14 protein-coding genes are annotated in these 15,326 nt (G+C 60.8%); 4 read left to right on the top strand and 10 right to left on the bottom strand.

The features are described 5' to 3' along the window. Positions 1-66: 66 nt before the first annotated feature. Positions 67-1,086, bottom strand: a complete 1,020-nt coding sequence (locus ACUXUR_RS00995; protein WP_445500462.1) for an amino acid ABC transporter substrate-binding protein — start codon at positions 1,084-1,086, stop codon at positions 67-69. 227 nt (positions 1,087-1,313) lie between these two features. Here ACUXUR_RS00995 and metC point away from each other — a divergent pair, with 227 nt between their 5' ends. After that, positions 1,314-2,498, top strand: a complete 1,185-nt coding sequence (gene metC, locus ACUXUR_RS00990) for a cystathionine beta-lyase (RefSeq protein ID WP_445500460.1) — start codon at positions 1,314-1,316, stop codon at positions 2,496-2,498. On the opposite strand, the gene ACUXUR_RS00985 is transcribed toward metC, so the two are convergent. The 4 genes from ACUXUR_RS00985 to ACUXUR_RS00970 all read right to left on the bottom strand — a co-directional run bounded on the left by ACUXUR_RS00985 (position 2,495) and on the right by ACUXUR_RS00970 (position 7,127). Continuing rightward, positions 2,495-2,839: a lipid-A-disaccharide synthase N-terminal domain-containing protein gene (locus ACUXUR_RS00985; RefSeq protein WP_445500458.1), complete on the bottom strand. Its 345-nt coding sequence runs from the start codon at positions 2,837-2,839 to the stop codon at positions 2,495-2,497. The genes metC and ACUXUR_RS00985 overlap by 4 nt on opposite strands. Beyond that, complete coding sequence (locus ACUXUR_RS00980; protein WP_445500456.1) at positions 2,839-3,570, bottom strand: glycosyltransferase family 2 protein; 732 nt, start codon at positions 3,568-3,570, stop codon at positions 2,839-2,841. The genes ACUXUR_RS00985 and ACUXUR_RS00980 overlap by 1 nt, the downstream gene beginning before the upstream one ends. Positions 3,571-3,610: 40 nt before the next feature. Then, positions 3,611-5,329: an ArnT family glycosyltransferase gene (locus tag ACUXUR_RS00975; protein ID WP_445500454.1), complete on the bottom strand. Its 1,719-nt coding sequence runs from the start codon at positions 5,327-5,329 to the stop codon at positions 3,611-3,613. Between the two features lie 418 nt (positions 5,330-5,747). Further along, positions 5,748-7,127 carry a M10 family metallopeptidase gene (locus tag ACUXUR_RS00970; RefSeq protein WP_445500452.1) on the bottom strand — a complete coding sequence of 460 codons (1,380 nt, stop codon included), beginning with the start codon at positions 7,125-7,127 and terminating at the stop codon, positions 5,748-5,750. A gap of 284 nt (positions 7,128-7,411) precedes the next feature. Between ACUXUR_RS00970 and ACUXUR_RS00965 the strand changes: the two genes are divergently transcribed. Further along, positions 7,412-8,575, top strand: a complete 1,164-nt coding sequence (locus ACUXUR_RS00965) for an RtcB family protein (protein ID WP_445500450.1) — start codon at positions 7,412-7,414, stop codon at positions 8,573-8,575. Positions 8,576-8,596: 21 nt separating this feature from the next. Here ACUXUR_RS00965 and ACUXUR_RS00960 read toward each other — a convergent pair whose 3' ends face one another. Then, positions 8,597-9,019, bottom strand: a complete 423-nt coding sequence (locus tag ACUXUR_RS00960; protein WP_445500448.1) for a hypothetical protein — start codon at positions 9,017-9,019, stop codon at positions 8,597-8,599. Positions 9,020-9,209: 190 nt separating this feature from the next. Further along, entirely contained in the window at positions 9,210-9,923 is a 714-nt protein-coding gene (locus ACUXUR_RS00955; RefSeq protein ID WP_445500446.1) for a sigma-70 family RNA polymerase sigma factor, read from the bottom strand. Positions 9,924-10,093: 170 nt separating this feature from the next. Between ACUXUR_RS00955 and ACUXUR_RS00950 the strand changes: the two genes are divergently transcribed. Beyond that, complete coding sequence (locus tag ACUXUR_RS00950) at positions 10,094-10,567, top strand: YidB family protein (protein ID WP_445500444.1); 474 nt, start codon at positions 10,094-10,096, stop codon at positions 10,565-10,567. Here ACUXUR_RS00950 and ACUXUR_RS00945 read toward each other — a convergent pair. Next, positions 10,564-10,812, bottom strand: a complete 249-nt coding sequence (locus ACUXUR_RS00945) for a hypothetical protein (protein ID WP_445500442.1) — start codon at positions 10,810-10,812, stop codon at positions 10,564-10,566. The genes ACUXUR_RS00950 and ACUXUR_RS00945 overlap by 4 nt on opposite strands. A 65-nt stretch (positions 10,813-10,877) precedes the next feature. Further along, positions 10,878-11,276 carry a response regulator gene (locus ACUXUR_RS00940; protein ID WP_445500862.1) on the bottom strand — a complete coding sequence of 133 codons (399 nt, stop codon included), beginning with the start codon at positions 11,274-11,276 and terminating at the stop codon, positions 10,878-10,880. A 300-nt stretch (positions 11,277-11,576) separates the two neighbouring features. Here ACUXUR_RS00940 and ACUXUR_RS00935 point away from each other — a divergent pair, with 300 nt between their 5' ends. Further along, positions 11,577-13,853 (top strand): CDC48 family AAA ATPase, encoded by a 2,277-nt coding sequence (locus ACUXUR_RS00935; protein ID WP_445500440.1) that lies wholly within the window; start codon positions 11,577-11,579, stop codon positions 13,851-13,853. Positions 13,854-14,110: 257 nt separating this feature from the next. Here ACUXUR_RS00935 and ACUXUR_RS00930 read toward each other — a convergent pair whose 3' ends face one another. Beyond that, the gene (locus tag ACUXUR_RS00930; protein ID WP_445500439.1) at positions 14,111-15,313 is read right to left on the bottom strand and encodes a glycoside hydrolase family 1 protein; all 1,203 of its coding nucleotides are present in this window, start codon (positions 15,311-15,313) and stop codon (positions 14,111-14,113) included. Positions 15,314-15,326 lie beyond the last annotated feature (13 nt).

Raw genomic sequence — 15,326 nt, 5'->3', positions numbered from 1 at the left:
AGCGGCAGTTTCTTATTATTAGGGAGCGTCCGGATTCCGGGCGCTCCCGCTCTCAAGAAGATCCGGTTAGCGGATCGGCATGCCGTACTGCAGGCCGCCCTTCGTCCAGAGCGCATTCTGACCGCGCTTGATCTTCAGCTTGGAGCCTTCGCCGACGTTCTTCTCGAAGATTTCGCCGTAGTTGCCCACGTGCTTGATGATCCGGTAGGCCCAGTCGTTGGTCAGGCCGACGGCCTCGCCGAACTTGCCCTCGGTGCCGAGGAGGCGCTTGATCTCCGGGTTGTCGGAGCCCTTCATCTGGTCGACGTTCGCCTTGGTCACGCCGAGTTCTTCAGCGTTCAGCATGGCGTTGTGCGTCCAGCGGACGATATCGCCCCACTGGTTGTCACCGTGACGAACTGCCGGGCCGAGAGGCTCCTTCGAGATGATCTCGGGCAGAACAATATGATCGTCCGGAGCCGAAGCGCGCAGACGCTCGGCGTAGAGGCCCGAAGCGTCCGTGGTGAACGCGTCGCAGCGACCGGCATCATAGGCCTTGAAGGTCTCGTCCGAGGTCGCAAAAGCCACAACCTCGTACTTCATGTTATTGGCTCGGAAGTAGTCGGCGAGGTTAAGCTCGGTGGTGGTACCCTGCTGGGTGCAGATCGAAGCGCCGTTCAGCTCCTTGGCGGAGGAGACGCCGAGCTTCTTTCGGACCATGAAGCCCTGGCCGTCGAAATAGTTGATGGCCGGGAAGTCGAGGCCGAGCTGAGTATCGCGCGACATCGTCATGGTCGAGTTGCGGGACAGCACGTCCACTTCACCCGATTGGAGCGCGGTGAAGCGGTCCTTAGCGGCGAGCGGGATGTAGCGCACCTTGCTCGGATCGTCGAAGATCGCTGCGGCGATAGCGCGGCAGAGGTCCACGTCGAGACCCGTCCAGTTGCCCTGGGCATCCGGCAGGCCGAAGCCGGCGAGACCGGTGTTCGAGCCGCAGGTCAGGAAGCCCTTCTGCTTTACGCTGTTCAGGGTTGCCTGTGCGGAAGCACCCGTCGCGAGCAGGCTCGCCGTCAGGCCGAAGGCAATCGAGATGAGAGCCTTTTTCATGCTGGTATATTCTCCCAATAGTTCCATTCGGCTCGCCTGTTCTTTGGTTCCCCCAGCCGAGCCACGGTCAGACCGTTCCACGCCGCATCGATCGAGGCGGCATCGGATCCATCACATTCCATGATTGATCACTGGTCAAGTCTTGATGGAACGCTTTTTCTTCAGAGGGTTGACGCCGAGCCGGGCTCGGCCTCAGATCAAGCCCCCTTCAGCAAGCCCTTGAGCCGATGTCCAAACTTCCTTCCAAGCCTGCCGACCTCGCAGAACGCACCCGCCTCGTTTATGCGGGCCGAGAGCCCTTTGAGCAGCACGGTTTCGTTAACACGCCGATCTACCGCGGTTCCACGGTTCTCTACCCTACGACCGACGATCTGTTGCATCGGCGGGGCCGCTATTCCTATGGAACGAAGGGGACTCCGACCACCGAGGCGCTCGAAAAGGCCTGGACGGAGATTACCGGTGCGGCCGGCACGGTGCTCGCCCCATCGGGGCTTGCTGCCGTTACGGTAGCCCTCATGTCGTGCCTCAAGGCCGGCGATCACTTGCTGATCACCGATTCCGTCTATCTGCCGACACGGCAGTTCTGTAACGGGATGCTCAAAAAATTTGGTGTGGAAACCACCTATTACGATCCGTCAATCGGAGCCGGAATCGAGGCCCTGATGCGCCCGAACACGGCAGCTGTCTTTACGGAAGCACCCGGCTCCCAGTCTTTCGAGATGCAGGACATCCCCGCTATCGCCGAGGTGGCGCACCGTCACGGAGCTGTCGTTCTCATGGACAATACCTGGGCGACTCCCCTGCTCTTCCCGCCCCATGAGCGTGGCGTCGATATCGCCATCGAGGCGGGCACGAAGTATCTCAGCGGCGGCTCGGACCTTCTGCTCGGCATGGTCTCGGCCAATGAACGCTGCTTCAAGGACCTGCGGGCGGCCTACGACGCCTTCGCCATGTGCCCGGGGCCGGAGGATGTGTTCCTGGGGCTTCGCGGCCTTCGCACGATGGCGCTTCGTCTGCGCGAGCATGAACGCCAAGCTCTCGAGATGGCCCATTGGCTCGCCGCACGCCCCGAGGTGGCACAGGTCCTGCACCCGGCGCTCGAAACCTACCAGGGTCATGAGATCTGGAAGCGAGATTTCAAGGGCTCGTCCGGCCTCTTCTCCGTCATCCTCAAGCCCCGCTCGGACAAGGCGCTGGCGGCGATGCTCGACGGGCTTGCCCTCTTCGGCATGGGCTATTCCTGGGGCGGATTCGAGAGCCTCGTGATCCCATTCAACTGCGCCAGCTACCGCACGGCGACGAAATGGGAGCCGGGCGGCCATGCTCTGCGTTTCCATATCGGCCTCGAGGATCTCGAGGATCTCAAGCGCGATCTCGATGCGGGCTTCGCCCGATTGCGGGAGACGGATTAGGTCGGCAGCTCGACCTCACCCGCCCTTTTCCGGGCGTCTTTCGCGATCAGCATCAGGTTACGGACGTAGATGAAGATCGACAGGGTCTGAGGGAGGATGATGACGATGTCGCGCCGAGCGAATCCATAGACCATCGTCATCAACCCGCCCGCGATGGACAGAAACCAGAAGCCCATCGGGATGACGCTCTTTTCCGCCTTCTCGCTCGCGATCCACTGCACGATGAACCGGGCGCCGAAGACGAACTGCGCGAGCACGCCGAAGGCGGCCCAGAGGTCGAAACGGGCTATGACGATATCGTAGAAGTACAATCCGATATCGTGAGACAGGCGCATCAGCATCAGAGGATTTCCTGGGCAACGGGCACGCGGCGGCGGCGCCGGATCAGCCACCACACGCCGACGAGATCGAGGATACCGACCCACAAGCGGTCAAAGAGGCCATAATTGGACTGGCCCGCATGACGGGGCCGATCAACCACATCCACATGGGCGACAGAAAAGCCCTCCCGCTTTACCAGCGCGGGCATGAAGCGGTGGAGGGCATCGAAATAAGGCAGGCGCAGATAGACGTCCCGGCGAAAGACCTTGAGTCCGCAGCCGGTATCACGGGTCCCATCCTTCAGAACCCGACCGCGCACATTGTTGGCAATTCGCGACTGCCAGCGCTTGGCGGCGCCTTTGCGCCCGACGCGCTGACCGGCGACGAGACCGACGGTCGTGTCCTCAAGAACGGAGGTCATCTGGGGAATGAAGGCTGGATCGTTCTGACCGTCCCCATCGAGCGTCGCGATGATCGGCGCACGCGCCGCATGGACACCGGTGCGTACCGCGGCGCTCTGCCCGCAACTGACCTCGTGGCGAACGAGGCGCAGCCAGGGCCGCGTGGCACGAGCCGCCAGCACCTGACTGGCGGTGTCATCAGTCGAGCCGTCATCCACGTAGATTACCTCGAAGGGAGAAAGGGGCGCGCAGGCGCGTTCGATCTCCTCCACGAGGGGCAGGATGTTCAAGGCTTCGTTCTTGACGGGCACCACGACGCTCAGGCGCGGATCCGTATTTAAGTCGTTCATCGATCAAGGGCCCCTTAGGGCCCCCTCTTGAGAGAAGAAATCATGGACAGCCGGAATCGACGGAATAGACGCCGATATCGACACGCTTTCCACTGTTGATATTGAAACCCGAGACGCGGGTCGAGAGTGCAGGCACGAGGCCGTTCCGCTCGTTCTCGGCCCGGAAATCACCCTCGAAGCGCTTGTCCACGAAGGCAATGGCGCAGCTGTTGTTCTTCAGGAAAGCGGAAGCCTCTGCGCCCGTGTCGATAAGATCGAGATTGGTCCCGACCAGGAACACGAGGCTCGGTTCATGATAGCCGAGCGCGGCGACCCGAACTTTGCCTGCAGGCAAATTGTGCACCGTCTCTGCGAGCTTCGGCGAGATCTTCAGCGACCGTAGGTCGAGCTGGGTGAAGCCGAACACGCCGATGGACAGAAAGACCGCCGCGAGAAAACCGGCCCAGAGACAGCTCAGCATGCGGTTCTTGATAAAGAGCCACCATGCATAAAGCGCGATCAGCGAGGCGATCATCATGAACGGCAGGCCCCGATAAGGCAGCGTGCCGTCGAAGGACCAGTTCGCCGCCGACAGGCCGATGGCCAGCCCCACCGGAATGAAAGGAACAAGGACCGTGGACACCTTCGCCAACGGCCGATGCGGCCCCACGAAATGGCGGGAGATCGCCATGACGGTCACGATTGCCACCGCCGGGAGCAGCGGCAGAGTGTAATGCGGCAGCTTCGTCGGAACTGCCTCGAAGACGAGCCAGGAGGGAACGATCCAGGCGAGCGCGAAGGCGACAGGCTCCTCCTTGCGGTGGATCCAGGCGAAGGGCACCGCGATGGCGGCGAGGATCGCGCCGGGCCAGAAGGTGGCGAAGAAAGCCAGCAGATAGAACCCGGGTGGAGCCCAGTGGTATTTCTGAGCTGTGCCGACCTTGCCCAGCATGTCATGGCCCACCGCCTCCGAATAGAAGGCGCCGCCGCTCTTGATGGCAATGGCGATGAACCAGGGGAGGACGACCGCCAGCGTGAAGGCTAGGCCCAGCCAAGGACGCAGGGTGAACAGCCAGCGGGTCGAGCGCTCCTTGTAGGAGAGGACTGCGCCGGTGAGGCCGGCGAACATCAGGACCAGAGGCCCTTTGATCAGAATCCCGAGGGCGAAGCCCATCCAGAAGATCAACAGGGCACGGCGGGGCAGTACCCCGGCGCCCCTGCTCAAATAGGCCCGCGCCAGCCCGCCCATGACCGCCACGGAGCAGGCGGTCAGCATAGCATCCGTCTTGGCGAGCCGCGCCTCGACCATGAGGATGACGCAGGTGGCCATCAGTGCCGCTGTCAGGAAGGCCCCTCGCCTCCCGAAGAAGGCCAGAGCCGCCCAATAGGTCAGGAGAACCGTCGCGATGGCGCCGAGCAGGGATGGTATCCGGTAGAGGGCAATCGTGGTGTGAGCCTCGGAAACTCCCAGCGCATCGCCGATTGCGACGCTGGCGCTCTGCATCCAATAGATGCCAACCGGCTTCTTGTATCGGGCCTCGTCCTGGAAGCGGACATCGACAAAGTCGTGGGATTCCAGCATCTGCTTGGAAGCCTGGGCGTAGCGCGGCTCGTCCCGGTCCATGGGCTGGAGGGTGGTGAAGCCTGGCAGAAAGCAGGCTAGCGACAGCAGCACGAGCACGGCACAAAGCCTGGCATGGCTGCGCTCCATGAAGCTCGTAAGTTGCTCCACCGAGAAACGGCGCAAGGATAGATTCTGCTGGGCGACGGAACCGTCCATCAATAACTCCGGAGGCGGACAAGCCTTTGCCGACAGGAAACCGGGCGGGATTATCCCACGAAGGCGCTGATGTCCCCCAAACCCGGCGGGAAGTCAAATTGACGGATGGTAGCGGCAAGGGGAAGGTGCTTGGGGGCCTCTCTCCAGACAATTCGGAGGTCGCTGGCCATGGTTTTTGAGCCCCGGAGAGCCGCCCGGTCAGGACCTGGGCCGTCGCCAGATATCGCGGACCGTACGGCCGACCAATGTTTCGTTGCCTTTGAGGCCGGACAAACGGTCGGCACCGCCTCCAGTTTCGAGACCGATCGTGACCATATGGCGGATGGCAATGTCGCTTCCTGAGCCGCCGATCCGCATTCTCGATCAAAGAACGCAGATCGGCTGGATAACGCAGCCCATTGGCAACAAGGTTTACGCCCTACACGACCACAAAATCGGCAGAGGTCATCTTCAGGCCCTTCGATAGCTGGGCGAACTGGATGGAGGCTGTTTTCCCTGTCCCATCAGCATCGTAATAGAGCCCGCCTTGAGCGGCATCATAGACGATGCGGTCGGTTGAATCGTGCGCCCCGGCTCCCTTCCAGAAGGCAGCGGCCGACAGCTTTCCGGCACTCCCCAACTTCGTGAACACCGCGTTTTCCAGATAGATCGTATCATCTGCGACGGAAAAATCGACAAGGCGATCCCGGTTAGCGCCGCTCGGCTTGGTATTGAAGAAGAACATATCCTTCCCCGCACCACCCCAGAGGATGTCGTTCCCCTCGCGCCCATAAAGACGGTCTGCGCCATTCCCGCCTCTGAGCCTGTTGGCTGCGGCGTTTCCCGTGATCACATCATTGCCCATGCCACCGTAGGCATTTTCGATCAACGAGCGGGGATCACCTTGATAAGTCAGGGCATTCGCGATGTTGCCGCGTGCATCATGCCCCTCGCCCAGCTGGGCAATTTGCTCCGGCGAGAGACGGGACCACTGGCCGGGACGCAGATCCACTTTGAGGTTCGTGGCGTAATTCGAAAAATCGTAGGTGTCGTTTCCGCCGCCATCCCAAAGTGTCATGAAGATGCGGTTGTCCCCTGGCGCCTCCTGTCCGATGCCATTGATGAATTCCTGCCCAGTTGTCGGGCTCCAGCGATAGACCGTATTGCCGGCATTGCTGGTGAAGTCCGCCCCGTATAGGTGTTGAAGGGCGGCGATATCGTACATCATGGGCGACTGGGCATAGCCGAAGAGTTCGTTCTCCACATAGTCTCCGGCTGCACCAATGTATGACCTGTAGGTCATCACTGAGAATTCCATGGAGTCATGGGCAGACGTCATCGCCCCGAAGACATCGGTCTCGTTTCCGTGTTTCAGGCCGACGGAGTGAAGGATTTCATGAATGAAGCCATAATAATCATAGCTTCCCGGCACCGGATCATCGAACAAACCATTGGAGCGCCCTAACCAGGTATCTCCGCCTTTGTCGGCTGCTTCCGGCATATACGACCAACCCGTCGACGGCGCATCCGATCTGGCAAGCCGTAAGGTTGCGTGAGTTGTCGATGTTTCTGCGATCTCGGTGAAGGTCAGTTTAGTAGTCGCGGCGATCATCGCGAAAACTTGGCGTGCCGCATCACGCTGGTCCTCACTCAAAGCGGCAAAATTATTCCGTGGTTCCCCGAACCCGTAATCCTCACCGTAATATGATGCCTTGGTCGGGAAGCTGTAGGTGAGTTTCGAATCACTCCAGCGCGAACTCCAAAGAACGCCATCGATATCCTGATTGCCTGTCCGCGCGACTGAAATTGTAGCTGCCATGCTCATCCTCAAAGAAATCGTTGTTTTTAGAGCATGGCTTGGAATTCAGATTGATACCTCATAAGTGGTAGAGGCGCATTTTTGCTAGAATTAAATTCAGGTTGCTAAGCAAATTTGTGCGGCACCTTAGCTTAATAGCTTATGTTGTGAAATTTGCTGCTCTCGACATGCCACCCTAATGCTAAGCTAATGCTTCATCTTGCTCGAGAATCAGAGATCGAATTCTCGCAGGAACGTGTCTTGCGCTATTCAGTTTGACAGCAGAGGCGCACCTGAGAGTTCACATGAATACCCGCATCTATGGCGAGCATGACGAGAAGACGATCCAGCAGCTGAACCGCTGCATGCGAGCTGGTAGCGCAGCCAAGGGCGTGCTCTGTGCAGATGGTCATCTGGGCTATGCACATCCTATCGGCGGGGTGGTGGCCTATGAGGAGCACATCTCTATCAGCGGCGTCGGCTTTGACATTGCTTGCGGCAATATGGCCGTGCGCCTCGACACCCGATACGAGGACATCGCTAAACAGGCTGGCAGCATCCTGAGCGATATCGGAAAGACCATCAGCTTCGGCATTGGGCAGAAGAATGCTGTCGCGGACGATCACGAATTGTTCGATTCTCCCCTTTGGGATGAGGCGGGTGTCCGCGACCTGAAGAAGACGGCGTCCCAGCAATTGGGCACGGTCGGCTCGGGCAACCATTATGTCGATCTGTTCGAGGATGAGGAGGGCTTCGTCTGGATTGGCGTGCATTTCGGCTCCAGGGGCCTTGGGCACAAGATCACCACCAAGCACCTGGCGCTTGTCGGTGCGAAGGATGGCATGGAGGTCGAGCCAGCTCTCGTCCACCAGGACAGCGAGATCGGGCGCAGCTATCTCGCCGGTGTGAGGCTTGGCGGCCTCTACGCCTATGCTGGACGTGAATGGGTGGTCGAGCGCGTGCGCCAGATCATCGGCGGCACGGTCACGGATTCGGTCCACAACCACCACAACTTCGTCTGGCGGGAGAACCACGGCGGGCATAATTACTGGGTCGTGCGCAAGGGCGCGACACCCGCCTTTCCCGGACAACGCGGATTCGTCGGCGGCTCCATGGCCGACAATGCGGTGATCCTGCACGGCGTGGAAAGCGAGCAGAGCGCCGACAGCCTTTATTCCACCGTGCACGGTGCGGGCCGTCTCTTTGGGCGCATGGAGGCGAAGGGCAAGAAGAACAAAAAAGGCGAATGGGTCCGCCCTCCCCGTTTCACCCGCGAGGAGATGGATACGTGGCTGCGAGAGAAAGGCGTGCTGCTGCGCGGCGGCGACGTGGACGAAAGTCCCATGGTCTACCGGCGTCTTGAAGACGTGCTCACCTATCACGGCGACACGATCGAAATCGAGCACACCTTGCGCCCCTTCGCCGTGGCCATGGCAGGCCCCGGCGAGTTCGATCCTTACAAGGATTGAAATCGCGCCGAGGCCTTGCCCTTATCGAAGCCAGCCGAAGTAGAGTGACCACAGGCTCGGAGAGCGGATGCCGCGCACCCGACGCGCTGCCTCTTCGGCTCGCATGAACTGACCGCCATGGCACGAACAGAGCACGATATGCGCATCATGTTCGGAGATCTGGAAGAAGTTCACCGCATCGCCGAACCGATCGCTCAGCAGGCCAGCCGTCCGCAGCACCGGATCGTTAAAGGCGACCGTCAGAGCGGAATTGTCGGCACGCATGGCAAGGCGCACCGCCTTCGGCTTCCACTCGATCTCGTCGAGGGTTCCGAGAAGGCGGTCGGGCTCCCGTTCGAGGAGCTCCGCCCAGCGATCGAGGCGTTCTCGTTTCGACAGAACAGGAACTTCCGAAGGCTTCAGATCGGCAACGTGACCGAGTTCAGACAGAGGTCTGTGTTCCATGCTCCCCTCCTTGGCAGAGAAGCGTTTACGAGCACCCACCAGCTGTCAGCTCAACCATGAAACCTTAGGAAAAGTTCAGGAGCCCGACCGTTCTTGCCGCTGATATTTTAGGCAACCGTAACAGATGCTCCGCGTAGCGGCAGGGTAAAATCTCTCATACCTGCGCGGAGCATCTTTGAAACTGTCAAGATTAAGCGTCGGCGGTGTGGCTATGAAGCCGATCCCCCGCGACTCCCATCAGCTCAGCCAAGCGGTTGCGAGCGCGGTTCACGCGGCTCTTGATGGTGCCGACCTTCACGCCGAGAGCTTCCGCCGCATCCTCGTAGGACATGCCTTCCGCACCGATCAGGATGATCGCTTCCCGCTGCTCCTGCGGCAGCTTTTCAAGAGCGGTCGACAGATCCTGCAATGCGAGCTTATCCTCCTGATCCGGAATCGCAATCATGCTCGCGGCATGTGCGCCGTCTCCATCTTCGACCTCGCGGCTGGTCTTGCGATGAGTCGAGTAGAAGCCGTTGCGCAGAATGGTGAAAAGCCAAGCCTGAAGGTTCGTGCCGGCCTCGAATGTCTCCTGCTTCGTCAGGGCCTTGAGCACGGTGTCCTGCACCAGATCCTCGGCCTGATCGAGCTTGCCGGTGAGCGACAACGCGAAGGCGCGCAGATTTGGCAGGGCTTCCATGACGCCGTCGACGAAGGCCTGATCCACAGGCTCCGTATGCGCGCGGATGACCTGCGCGACGCGCTCGGCAAGCTTGGCCAGGTCGCGCGGCAACTTGTCCTCGGCCGGGTCGCCGTAAAGCGCACGAAGCTGCTTGCCGAGATGAAGCCGCACAGCCGCGCTCAAGGCCGCACCGGAGGCAACCGAAGGGGTGTTCTGAGGAAGAGTTTTGATCTTATCGGGCATGCCCGATTATCTGGGGCGGCCTCGGCGTATTTAAATATCCGAGCGACAATTCGACCGATGAATTTTTGCGTCCCGACTGAGTTCGAACCTGTCATGAATCCGTGGAGCAATCTCGGCCGGAACCCTTTTCCTGTTCGCGCGGTTCATGTTCGATCATCAGGAGCAACAACATGAGCAGCCGTGGCTTTCCTTCCATGACAGCCCTTCTGGGCCTTCTTGCCATCGCCGGTTACCAGAACCGAGACAAAATTGCGGAGATGATGCGTGGCGGGCAGCGGCCCGGCGCACCTGGGCAGCCGGGTCAACTGCCTGGTCAGCAAGCAGGTGGCCTTGGAGGCCTCGGCGGGCTGCTGGGTGGCCTCGGAGGTGCCGGCGCAGGTGGCCTGCTGAATGGCGGTCTCGGCGAACTCGTCGACCGGTTCCGTCAGAACGGTCAGGGCGATGTAGCCGATTCATGGGTCAGCACAGGCCCGAACAAGGAGATTGCACCGCAACAACTTGAGCAGGCCATCGGACCTGATGTTCTGGCGACGCTCACGCAGCAGACCGGACTTTCACGTGAAGAGATTCTGGCGCGCCTATCGCGCGAGCTACCCCAGGCAGTCGATCAGTACACGCCGGAAGGACGCATCCCGGCAACCTAAAGCCTTTCCTGTCTTGCACGCTGGCGGCGCTCCCACCAGACAACGGAGCGGCGGCGCAGCCTGCGTGCAACCGGAAGGTCGACGGATAGGACGATGATTCCGAGTGGGACCATCCAGAAGCCGAGCACGGGCAAAAATCCGATCATCCCTCCCAACACCAGCGCAACGCCCAGGCTGATCCTGAGCGGCTTTGATCGCGGCAGGGGAACATGACGCCCCGCGAAAGCAACCCGCGGCTTAGTCATGCACGACTCTCCTCTCTCGTGAAGCCAGCAGGAAAGATCAAAATTAGTTGATCAAGTCGAACTTTTCACGCTTCCAAGGTCCTCGGGACCATGGCTTCCTTCAAGGCCTCGACGAGGGCCTCGGGGCGGATCGGTTTTTGCAGGAAATGTGCGCCCTCCGGCAGATCCCCGGACTTTGGCGCCACTTTGCCGGAAATCACAAGAATACCCACGTCCGGCCATCCCTGCCGGACGAGCCGGGCGAACTCAAACCCGTCTATGGATCCCGGCATGTTCACATCGGTAAGCACGACATTGATGTCCGGGCGTTTTTTGAGGAGATCGAAGGCCTCGTCCGCATCCTGCGCCTCGACGACCCAGAACTCGGCGTCGCGCAGGATTTCCACCTGCGTCAGGCGCACGAGAAGCTCGTCCTCCACCAGGAGGACGACAGGCCTGTTCAGGATCTCGCGGCGCGGCTTCATAGGCTGGAAACGGACGACGCATTTCCTGGTTCCCGCCGCGGGCTCACGATGATGTGCGTCCAGAATCAAGCCCTGCCTCGCGCAATTATTTTTCCTCACGCTCATCTTACCTCAGAACGAGCTACGCCCCTGGCAGCAATGCCCGCAACAAATCCAGCGATGTAGCGTTTGACCAGCGGATTCATCGGCAAAGCCACTCTGGAATCTTCTGAACTCGCGGCGACCGAGATCCGATGCTTCACGCAATTTAGTTGCACATATTCCCGCTTGATCGACCACTTGGATAACAGGAACGAAGCTATGACAGACGACGGGCAGATCGTACGCCTTCAAGTCGCGAATGCCCGCCCGGGCGATGCTGGCCGCGGCATTGCCCGCATGAGTCGCCAGGCACTTGCGGAGATTGGCCTGCAGGAAGGCCAAGCCATCGAGATCGTCGGCAAGAGGCATACGACCGCAATCGCCGTTACGCCCTACGCCGAGGACGAAGGCCTGAACATCATCCGCCTCGACGGTTTGCAACGCGTCAATGCCGGTGTCGGAAGGGGTGATTATGTGGAGGTCAAGAAGGCCGAAGTTCGTCCTGCGACGCGCATCGTCCTGGCTCCGGCTCAGAAGGGACTGCGCCTGCAGGGCTCCGGCGACGCCTTGAGGCGGACCTTCTATCAGCGTCCGCTCACAGCGGGAGATGTCATCTCGACTTCCGTCTACTCACCCAATGCGGCCGACCCGAGGTTTCCCGAGGAGTTGCGCGGCCTCCTGAACATCCCGGCCTACGGGTTACAGGAGATCCGCCTCGTCGTCGTCTCAACGCAGCCCCGCGGTATCGTTCAGGTAACAGCTGAAACCGAGGTCGATCTTCGTCCTCAATTCGAGGAGCCGAAAGAAGCGCGCCGTGCGGACGTGACCTATGACGACATCGGCGGTCTTGGAAACACCGTCGACCAAGTGCGTGAAATGGTGGAGCTTCCTCTCCGCCATCCCGAGCTCTTCCAGCGCCTCGGCATCGACCCGCCAAAGGGCGTCCTGCTCTATGGCCCTCCGGGCACCGGCAAGACCTTGCTCGCGCGCGCCGTCGCCAACGAGACCGAGGCGCAGTTCTTCCATATTGCTGGCCCGGAGATCATGGGCAGTCACTATGGCGAGTCCGAACAGCGCTTGAGACAGGTTTTCCAGGAAGCGCAGCAGAACGCCCCTGCCATCATCTTCATCGACGAGATCGACAGCATCGCGCCAAAGCGTGAACAGGTGACTGGCGAGGTGGAGCGGCGCATCGTGGCGCAGCTGCTGACTCTCATGGACGGCCTGGAACCACGCCAGAACATTGTCGTCATCGGCGCAACGAACCGTCGTGAAGCCATCGACGAAGCGCTGCGCAGACCTGGGCGCTTCGACCGCGAGATCGTAATCGGCGTTCCGGACGAAGCGGGTCGCCGCGAGGTTCTGACGATCCACACGCGCGGCATGCCGCTTGGCGAAGACGTGAACCTCGATGAAATCGCGCGAACGACATATGGCTTCGTCGGCGCGGATCTTTCCGCCCTTGCCCGCGAGGCGGCGATGGATTCGCTGCGACGCATCCTGCCGAACATCAATCTTAAGGACGGCATCCCCAGTGACGTGCTGGAGAATCTGCGAGTCACCGGACAGGATTTCCAGAATGCTCTGAAGCGCATTCAACCCTCCGCGCTGCGCGAGATCATGATCCAGGTGCCCAACGTGACCTGGGACGATATCGGAGGCGTCGAGGAAGCACGAACCCGCCTGCGCGAAGGCGTGGAGCTTCCGCTCAAAAGCCCGGAATCCTTCCGCCGTTTGGGAATACGCCCTGCCAAAGGCTTCCTGCTCTTCGGCCCCCCCGGGACCGGCAAGACCCTTCTCGCGAAAGCGGTCGCCCGCGAGGCGCAGGCGAACTTCGTCGCCACGAAGTCATCGGACCTTCTCTCAAAATGGTACGGAGAGTCGGAGCAGCAGGTTTCCCGGCTCTTCGCACGCGCCAGGCAGGTTGCCCCCACCGTCATCTTCATCGACGAAGTCGACTCGCTGGCACCGGTGCGCGGCGGCGGATTGGGTGAGCCCGCCGTCACAGAGCGCGTGGTCAACACGATCCTGGCCGAAATGGATGGGCTCGAGGAGTTGCAAGGCGTCGTCGTGATGGCCGCCACGAACCGGCCCAACCTGATCGACCCCGCCCTCCTCCGTCCGGGCCGCTTCGATGAATTGATCTACGTGCCGGTGCCCGATGCACAGGGCCGACGACACATCCTCGGGATCCACACGAAATCGATGCCGCTGGGCCCCGATGTGGATCTCGACGTGATCGCTGAACGAACCAGCCGCTTCACAGGTGCCGATCTCGAAGACCTTACCCGCAGGGCCGGTTTGCTTGCCCTGCGCGAGTCTCTGGAAGCGCAGAATGTGACCATGGCCCACTTCGAGCAGGCTCTCCGGGAAACGCGTCCCTCGGTGACGCCGGAAATGGAGCGGGAATACGAAGACATGGTCCGCACCCTGAAGCAGGAAGGACCGCAACGACAGGCGATCGGCTTCCTGCCGTTGAGACAGGCGGCCGAGTAAGTACCTGCGGAACATCCTATCATGCGTTCCGTTGGCTTGCTGTCGATCAATGCTCGATGAGCGGAGCCAATGGAGGCCGAGCGATGAAACGATCAGACATGGCAAAACAGGGCCGCGGCCCTGAGGACTCGCAGAAAGCCAAGCATGGCGGCAATCGTGCAGGCGAACATATGAGGGACTCAGCCAATCAATCCGGAAAGAGCAGCCAGGCCTCGGGAAAGGATCCTCACCGGGGAAGTCGCTGAGGTCCATGCGGTTTACTCGGCTGCCATCTGCTGGCTGATCGGGTTTGCTCTGTTCGAGGCGGCGAGCAGGGCATGGTGGAGTTCGTCCACATGCCGCACGGATCGTAAAGCCTCGAGCATAGGCTCGCAGATCAGCCGCTCTCCACAAGGGTCGCGATGGCAGACGGGATCCCACAATCCCATCGGCGTCCAAATGTCGGGGTCGTGCCATTCGGGCATGCCGAGGATCGGATAGAGGCATACACCTCGCAGCGGAATACCTTCGCGCAGGAGAACTTCCGACTCCTGCGCGACTTCATGCAGCCAACGGCTGCGGTGATCGCCGATATGGCTCGTCTCGGTGATCATTACTTCGCCACCGTAGCGCTCCCAGACCGAGCGGACGAGATTGCTCAAGGACCATCGACGCGGATCGTCATCACTGAGCGGCGGGACCACTCCATCGCCTCGCGGGGCTCCACCCCATTCCCACTGGTTCGTCCAGTAATAGTTGATCCCCACCACGTCGAGATGCTCGCGGCTGCCGCCGAGCTCGGGCAGAAGGCGCCCGCACAGCATGTCCCAGCTCTGGAAGACGAGACGCTCGTTGAAGTCACGCGCCTCCTCTGCCAGATCCGGGCGATCAACGGGAGAAGCGACCCGGCACAAGGGATCGACATTGATCATGCGCGCGCCAGGACAGGCGGTCCACAGAGCATTGATGCCTTCGATAGCCGCTCGCGTGAGCGTCACCTTGAGATCCCAGCCGCGCCCTGTCACGTGAGGGGCGAACAGGCCCCTCTCGCCGCCCGCATAGGCCATGAAGGAAGGCTCATTCACAGGCGTGAAGGCGCAGGTGCCGTCAGTCCGTGCAGCGATGTAGCGGCCGACGGCATAGCAATAATCGGCAAACCGCTTCGGGAACTCCTCGCTCCAGAGATCGATCTCTCGCGGGTAGCCGTAGTGGAAGAGATCCCAGATCACCTCCACCTCATGGCGGCGCGCAGCCTCCACGAAAGGCTCGACAGTCGAGAAGTCATACCGCCCTCGCCCAAGGTCCACGAGCGGCCAACGGATGGTCTCGCGGGCTGCGTGGAGGCCAAGGCCTGCAAGTTGCCGGTAATCCTCATCGACGGTTTTGTCATGGCCCGTCGCGACAATCTGGTCGAACCATTGACCATGCCGGTTGTACCCGGTGGATCCTTCGAACCCGGCCAGAAAAAAGCTTCGGAACATTCGGCTTTCTCCT

The sequence above is a fragment of the Microvirga medicaginis genome (genome assembly GCF_052658925.1).
The sequence above is the reverse complement of the archived record's forward strand: the minus strand, read 5'-3'. Positions and strand labels throughout refer to the sequence as shown.

Bases quoted from the DNA above. Each gene is read 5' to 3' on its own strand.
- ACUXUR_RS00995 (WP_445500462.1), bottom strand. From the start codon at position 1,086: ATGAAAAAGGCTCTCATCTCGATTGCCTTCGGCCTGACGGCGAGCCTG.
- metC (WP_445500460.1), top strand. From the start codon at position 1,314: ATGTCCAAACTTCCTTCCAAGCCTGCCGACCTCGCAGAACGCACCCGC.
- ACUXUR_RS00985 (WP_445500458.1), bottom strand. From the start codon at position 2,839: ATGCTGATGCGCCTGTCTCACGATATCGGATTGTACTTCTACGATATC.
- ACUXUR_RS00980 (WP_445500456.1), bottom strand. From the start codon at position 3,570: ATGAACGACTTAAATACGGATCCGCGCCTGAGCGTCGTGGTGCCCGTC.
- ACUXUR_RS00975 (WP_445500454.1), bottom strand. From the start codon at position 5,329: ATGGACGGTTCCGTCGCCCAGCAGAATCTATCCTTGCGCCGTTTCTCG.
- ACUXUR_RS00970 (WP_445500452.1), bottom strand. From the start codon at position 7,127: ATGGCAGCTACAATTTCAGTCGCGCGGACAGGCAATCAGGATATCGAT.
- ACUXUR_RS00965 (WP_445500450.1), top strand. From the start codon at position 7,412: ATGAATACCCGCATCTATGGCGAGCATGACGAGAAGACGATCCAGCAG.
- ACUXUR_RS00960 (WP_445500448.1), bottom strand. From the start codon at position 9,019: ATGGAACACAGACCTCTGTCTGAACTCGGTCACGTTGCCGATCTGAAG.
- ACUXUR_RS00955 (WP_445500446.1), bottom strand. From the start codon at position 9,923: ATGCCCGATAAGATCAAAACTCTTCCTCAGAACACCCCTTCGGTTGCC.
- ACUXUR_RS00950 (WP_445500444.1), top strand. From the start codon at position 10,094: ATGAGCAGCCGTGGCTTTCCTTCCATGACAGCCCTTCTGGGCCTTCTT.
- ACUXUR_RS00945 (WP_445500442.1), bottom strand. From the start codon at position 10,812: ATGACTAAGCCGCGGGTTGCTTTCGCGGGGCGTCATGTTCCCCTGCCG.
- ACUXUR_RS00940 (WP_445500862.1), bottom strand. From the start codon at position 11,276: ATGAAGCCGCGCCGCGAGATCCTGAACAGGCCTGTCGTCCTCCTGGTG.
- ACUXUR_RS00935 (WP_445500440.1), top strand. From the start codon at position 11,577: ATGACAGACGACGGGCAGATCGTACGCCTTCAAGTCGCGAATGCCCGC.
- ACUXUR_RS00930 (WP_445500439.1), bottom strand. From the start codon at position 15,313: ATGTTCCGAAGCTTTTTTCTGGCCGGGTTCGAAGGATCCACCGGGTAC.